Origin of the sequence: uncultured Mucilaginibacter sp. (genome assembly GCF_903913935.1) — a bacterium.
Lineage (GTDB): Bacteria > Bacteroidota > Bacteroidia > Sphingobacteriales > Sphingobacteriaceae > Mucilaginibacter.
The window spans coordinates 1-5,854 of record NZ_CAIWNH010000338.1; the positions used below are offsets into that span (position 1 = coordinate 1).

Below are 5,854 nucleotides of genomic sequence, written 5' to 3' on the forward strand. Positions count from 1 at the left end.
CAATCCGGTATCGACAAAACAAAAACATGGCTGGCTTTACCACCTGTTAAATTAATAGCGGAATTTAATATTTGCGCAAATTTCAATCGGTAATCGCTAACAGTCAGGCCTTGTGCTTCGTCGTTTACGCCAATCATCATGGTAACTAATCCAAATTTTTTATTGCTGATTCCGCTTCCTGCTACTGCGTTGATCAAATCAACGGTCGTCCAGCCTGGTTTAGCAATTTCAAGTGGGGGCAGTATATGAATGGAATGCATATTTAATATGCTATCCAACTGGTAAGGGTAGGTGTCCTGCAGGTTTACCTCGACCCCAGTTGTATACGAATCTCCCAAAGCAAGGTAACTAAGGGTATCTGATGCAGTAATTTTGGTGGTATCCGGATGATTAATAGCGACAGAGACCGGAACGACCATCGCTTTTTTGGTGCAACCGGTTACCCCGGCAATTAGCAGCAGAACAGGAAGAAATCGTTTCATAGCACATTACCAAAGGATACATTACTTTTTTTGAGTCGTTTACTTTTTAAGTTGCGCCGCCACCATTGGCGCTAGCTGATTAACCCATAACGAATACATTTTACCTGAGGGGTGCAACCCGTCGATTGCAATTAATGTTGGGTCGTTAGCCGCAGTTCTTGATATCGCGGTAATATCGAGATAATTAACTCCAGCCTTCAGGCTTATGGATTTATTAATTGCATTAAACTGATCAATTTCCGGCCCTATTTGTGCATCGCGCCCACCGGCAAAAGGTGTTACACCATAATCAGGTATCGACAATACAAAAACCCTGCTGGTATCGCCATTGGCGAAAGTTATTGCCGTGTTTAAAACCTGGCTAAATTTTATTTTATAATTATCCTGACTTATGCCCTGGAATTGGTCGTTTACACCGATCAAAAGGGTTACAAAATTGTATTTTTTACCGGTGATCCCACCATTGGCAATCGCAGCGATCAGGTTGTCGGTTGTCCATCCGGTGATGGCAATGATTTTCGGGATTTCTACATTTAAGGACTTGTCCTTCAATGCGCTTGTCAGCTGGTAGGGGTATGATTCTGCAGGAGGAACAGCTTCGCCGATAGTATAAGAATCGCCTAAGGCAAGATAAGATAGAGAATCCGTCATAGGTTTTGTGTTTATTGTTGTGTCGGCTGTCGCCGGCGGGGCAAAATCGGCCTTTTTATTACATCCTGATAGTGCCGTTATCGCTATTAATATAATTTGTAATGCTTTCATACCATCTCCATATTGAACAATACGGAAATATGGTGTTTAAGGATTTTTTTTACTTGAATTTTATCAATTTCGTACCCTAACTCTCGTTGCATCGAGGTTACATCTTTATCATCAATACCGCAGGGCACTATGTTTTTAAAATAATCAAGATTGGTATTTACATTAAATGCCAGGCCGTGCATGGTTACCCACCTGCTGCACCTTACCCCTAGAGCGCAAATTTTTCGGGCCTTGTCATTATCTGCATCAAACCAAACACCAGTGTAACCCGGGTATCGGCCGGCACTCAGGCCATAATCAGCAAGGGTTAGTATTACCGCTTCTTCAAGAGTGCGGAGATAGAGATGTATGTCGGTAAAAAAATTGTCAAGGTCGAGGATGGGATAGGATACGATTTGCCCAGGGCCATGGTAAGTGATATCGCCCCCGCGGTTAATAGGGTAGTAGGATGCATGTTTTTCTATCAGCCCCTTTTCGTCTAAAAGCAGATGTTCGGGTTTGCCGCTTTTGCCCAGGGTATAAACGTTCGGGTGTTCGCAAAATACAAGGTAGTTCGGGGTTAAGGTTTCCTCTTCGTATTCATCCCCTTCAGTGCCTGCTTTGCGGTTGCGTATTTCTGTTTTTAAATTAACAATTGCAGAAAATATTTCCTCCTGTTTATCCCAAGCCTCTTTATAGTCTATCAGTCCCCAGTCTTGCGCAATAACCTTTTTATTTTTCATCTTCTTTGCCTTTCACGTAACCCACCATATAATCATGGTATTGCATATAGCCCACTTCGTATGCAATGTCGATATTATCTTTTTTCAGCCTGGCGTTCACCACGCCATGCCCCTCAAAATTAAAGGGTTCCAAAAATATGTTATGTAAAAACGAAACCTCTTTCTGCCCGAAACATTTATAAACCGCTTCTTTAACACACCAGCAAACGTAAAGTTCCTCAATCCTATGCTTTGACGAAATAAAATCAAGTTCTTCCTTGCGCATAAATTTATGGGCGATGCGTTCAACTTTTTGCTTCACCTGCTCAATATCTATACCCACCGGCTCCTTGCTGATCATTACCGCGGCATAATCAAAGGAATGGCTTAATGAAATATGGTAAGGGAGATGCACTAAATAAGGTTTGCCGTGGGCATCCACCTTGCAATCGATATATTCATCAGTGCGCAGCAATTTACGCAGCAAAACGCGCGTACCTAACCAATGCAGGTTACGCTTGCCTATTTTAAGCTGCTCGTAATAAGCCTTTTCTTCGTCGTTTAATTGGAGTTGGCTGTACAGATCCTCAGCCTCTTCCTCAATCTTCCAGATCGCAAATTCGGTATCGTCATCAACCTGCTGCCTGTATGCTATAGCCATAAAAGTAAAATTGCAAAAAGGTTGCCAAACTTATATCAAATAAACCTAAATTGTATCGCTTTTTAGCAATTATAAACCAGGACTTAAAAAAATTACCATGCTAACAGAAATATTGACGCCTGCACAGGTGGGGCTTTACCATCAGCAGGGATACCTCATTTTAAAAGGCTTTTTTAATCCCGAAGAAATCAACAAATTATACCAAACCGCGCTGGATGACAATGCCATGCACAACAACGCTTTGGACGTAAACGACAAAAGTGGAAAAAAAAGCAAACTGTCGCTATGGTTTACGCCTGGCAATGATGTTTTTGGCTACATGACCCGCAGCGAAAAGATGATTAGCGCGGTAAAGCAATGTTTGGGCGGCGAAGCGCCGGTTTGCCACTTCCACTCCAAACTAATGCAAAAGGAACCTAAGGTTGGCGGCGCCTGGGAATGGCACCAGGACTACGGCTACTGGTACAAAAACCAGTTTATGTTTCCGGATGAAATGATCAGCGTGATGGTAGCCCTGACAGAAGCCAACCAGGACAACGGCTGCCTGCAGGTAATTAAAGGCTCGCACAAGCTGGGCCGGGTTAACCACGGTTTTGCCGGCGAACAAACCGGCGCCGACATGGTCATGGTAAATAATGCCTTAATAACAATGGAACTGGTATATGTTGAACTGGAACCCGGCGACGCCCTCATCTTCCACAGCAATATACTACACCGGTCGGAGGCTAATTTATCTGATCGTCCGCGATGGTCCATTATTTCCTGCTATAACCTGCAATCGAATGTGGCTTATAACGAAACTTCGACGGCTTATAAAGTACCGGTTGATGTAGTGCCTGATAGCGCCATATTAGAGTGGGTTGCAGAATCCCTTTCCAACGCCGATTTCCTGAAAAAAGAAAACGACCCCGGCCTGAAAGACACCGGCTGGGAGAAGCAGGTGGAGGTTTAAGCCTTGAGCCCAAAGTCTTGAGTCTTAAGTCAGGAGTCTATAGTTCGCCTTTTTTTGACTTAAGACTTTCGATTCAGGACCCAAGACTATCACAATTTTAAAAATTAAAGAATAATGAACATAGCAATGTTAGGCTCCGGGTTTATTGCCCGTTTTTATGCAGACTCGCTGCAGGCGCAGCGCGCAAAAGATTCACTCATCAGCGTTTACTCACGAAATATTGATAAAGCCAAAAAGTTCGCTGATGATTACCACCTTAGTTTTTATTCGGACGATATGGATACCGTGGTTAGCCGTGCCGATGTGGATGCCGTGGTGATCTCGCTGCCCAATAACCTGCACGAAGCAGCTGTTGCGGCCTGCGCCAGGGCAAAAAAACATGTTTTATGCACCAAACCCCTTGGTCGCAATGCCGCCGAAGCCAAACGAATGCTGGATATGGTAGAAGAAGCCGGCATCATGGGTGGGTACCTGGAGGACCTCTGCTACACCCCCAAATTCCTTAAATCGCTTAAGGCGGTGCAGGACGGTAACATTGGCAAGGTGCTTTGGGCAAAATCGCGCGAGGCGCACCCCGGCCCGCATAGCGATTGGTTTTGGGATCACGAACAATCAGGCGGTGGCTGCATGGTGGATCTGGGTTGCCATTGCATCGAGATCAGCCGTGGGTTTATTGGCAAAAACATCCGGCCGGTTGAGGTAATGTGCTGGGCCGCTACCCAGGTGCACCCCATCAAGGCCGAAGACAGCGCCATTGGCCTGGTAAAATACGCCAACGGCGCCATCGGGCAATTTGAGGTAAGCTGGTGTTTCCGCGGGGGGATGGACCTGCGCGACGAAGTAATGGGCACCGAAGGCACCATCTGGCTCAACAACTTCCTGCGCACCGGTTTCGAGATGTTTAGTACCGGCAAGGGTGGATATGTTGCCGAGAAAGCCGAAAGCAGCAGCGGCTGGCTGTTCCCGGTGGGGGATGAGGTACATGAGCTGGGCTATACCAATATGTTTACCGATATGTTTAACGCCATCGAAAACAAAACCGAACCCCTGGAAACCTTTTACGACGGCTATATCGTTAACGCCATTATAGATGCCTGCTACCTGTCGGCTAAAACCGGCAAATGGGAACCCGTACAAATTGAAGGCTGGCGCGGCGACCAAACCGACGATTACGGCTCCAACTTCATTTCGTACGATGACGACCATTACCTCATCAAGAAAGAGATCCTCCCCAACGGCGACCGCAAACTGATCCTGAAACATAAAGTTACCGGCGAAGTAGTGGCACTGGATGTGGCGTAGGATGCGTCACCCCAACCCCTCTCCAAAGGAGAGGGGCTTAAAAAGGAATATCAAAAGTCCTCTCCTTTGGAGAGGATTATTCGCGTATAGTTTATGCTTGGTGCTCATGAGGGCTTTGCCGTTTAGGTGAGGCGTATCGCAATTTTTTCTTTCCACAATTACCTAAAACTTTTGTTAAAAACATAGCCTTGCTGTGCGTGCTAATTAGTTCTAATTTAGTCGGCTCAACGGCTGACCCATGATACTATCAGACAAGCGAATTCTAGAAGAAATGGAGCAGGGATCCATCATTATCGAGCCTTTCAGGCGCGAATGTTTGGGTACTAACTCCTACGATGTACACCTCGGCAAACACCTGGCCACCTACCGCGACCGCGTGCTGGATGCCAGGCTCCACAACGAGGTGATCCCCTTCGAGATCCCTAAAGATGGCTTTGTTCTGCAGCCCAATACCCTGTACCTGGGCGTTACCCAGGAATATACCGAAACCCACCTGCACGTGCCCTTCCTGGAGGGGAAATCAAGCACCGGGCGACTGGGGATCGATATCCACGCCACCGCCGGCAAGGGCGACGTAGGCTTTTGCAATACCTGGACGCTGGAGATCAGCTGCACCCAGCCTGTAAAGGTTTATACCGGCATGCCCATCGGCCAGCTCATTTATTTTGTGGTGGAGGGCGAGATCGAAACGTTTTATAATACCAAGCTTAACGCCAAATACAACGTGCCCAGCACCCGCCCGGTAGAAAGCATGATGTGGAAGAACGTTTTTTAGAGTCGGGAAGTCAGTAAAGTCCGAAAGTCCGAAAGACGGAAAAGAGTGGAAGCCAGAAAGGGTTGGTGGAGTAAGGTAACGATCTCTGGCGACGCAAGCGTTCCACTGTTCCACTTTTCCGCACGGTGTGTCGTACTGATTAGGGTTGTCACAAGGAGATCCGGATCATGAATATAGAAAGAATAAAACAGCAAATCATATTCGAATATTTGTCAGGCG

The 5,854-nt window shown here is 46.3% G+C and carries 7 protein-coding genes; 3 read left to right on the forward strand and 4 right to left on the reverse strand.

Annotated elements, in window-relative coordinates; genetic code table 11:
• The 4 genes from QZY09_RS13250 to QZY09_RS13265 all read right to left on the reverse strand — a co-directional run.
• Positions 1–482: SGNH/GDSL hydrolase family protein (locus QZY09_RS13250; RefSeq protein WP_367119218.1), on the reverse strand; the 482-nt coding region annotated here is incomplete at its 3' end.
• A 39-nt stretch (positions 483–521) separates the two neighbouring features.
• Positions 522–1,244, reverse strand: coding sequence for an SGNH/GDSL hydrolase family protein (locus QZY09_RS13255; protein ID WP_295673097.1), 723 nt, complete (start codon positions 1,242–1,244; stop codon positions 522–524).
• Entirely contained in the window at positions 1,241–1,966 is a 726-nt protein-coding gene (gene lipB / locus QZY09_RS13260; RefSeq protein WP_295673098.1) for a lipoyl(octanoyl) transferase LipB, read from the reverse strand. Before lipB ends, QZY09_RS13255 begins: the two co-directional genes overlap by 4 nt.
• Positions 1,956–2,606 carry a 4'-phosphopantetheinyl transferase superfamily protein gene (locus tag QZY09_RS13265; protein ID WP_295673101.1) on the reverse strand — a complete coding sequence of 217 codons (651 nt, stop codon included), beginning with the start codon at positions 2,604–2,606 and terminating at the stop codon, positions 1,956–1,958. The genes lipB and QZY09_RS13265 overlap by 11 nt, the downstream gene beginning before the upstream one ends.
• A 97-nt stretch (positions 2,607–2,703) precedes the next feature.
• Here QZY09_RS13265 and QZY09_RS13270 point away from each other — a divergent pair, with 97 nt between their 5' ends.
• The 3 genes from QZY09_RS13270 to dcd all read left to right on the forward strand — a co-directional run bounded on the left by QZY09_RS13270 (position 2,704) and on the right by dcd (position 5,635).
• Positions 2,704–3,558 carry a phytanoyl-CoA dioxygenase family protein gene (locus QZY09_RS13270; RefSeq protein WP_295673102.1) on the forward strand — a complete coding sequence of 285 codons (855 nt, stop codon included), beginning with the start codon at positions 2,704–2,706 and terminating at the stop codon, positions 3,556–3,558.
• 114 nt (positions 3,559–3,672) lie between these two features.
• Positions 3,673–4,860 carry a Gfo/Idh/MocA family oxidoreductase gene (locus QZY09_RS13275; protein ID WP_295673104.1) on the forward strand — a complete coding sequence of 396 codons (1,188 nt, stop codon included), beginning with the start codon at positions 3,673–3,675 and terminating at the stop codon, positions 4,858–4,860.
• Positions 4,861–5,098: 238 nt separating this feature from the next.
• Positions 5,099–5,635 carry a dCTP deaminase gene (gene dcd / locus QZY09_RS13280; RefSeq protein WP_295673105.1) on the forward strand — a complete coding sequence of 179 codons (537 nt, stop codon included), beginning with the start codon at positions 5,099–5,101 and terminating at the stop codon, positions 5,633–5,635.
• Positions 5,636–5,854 lie beyond the last annotated feature (219 nt).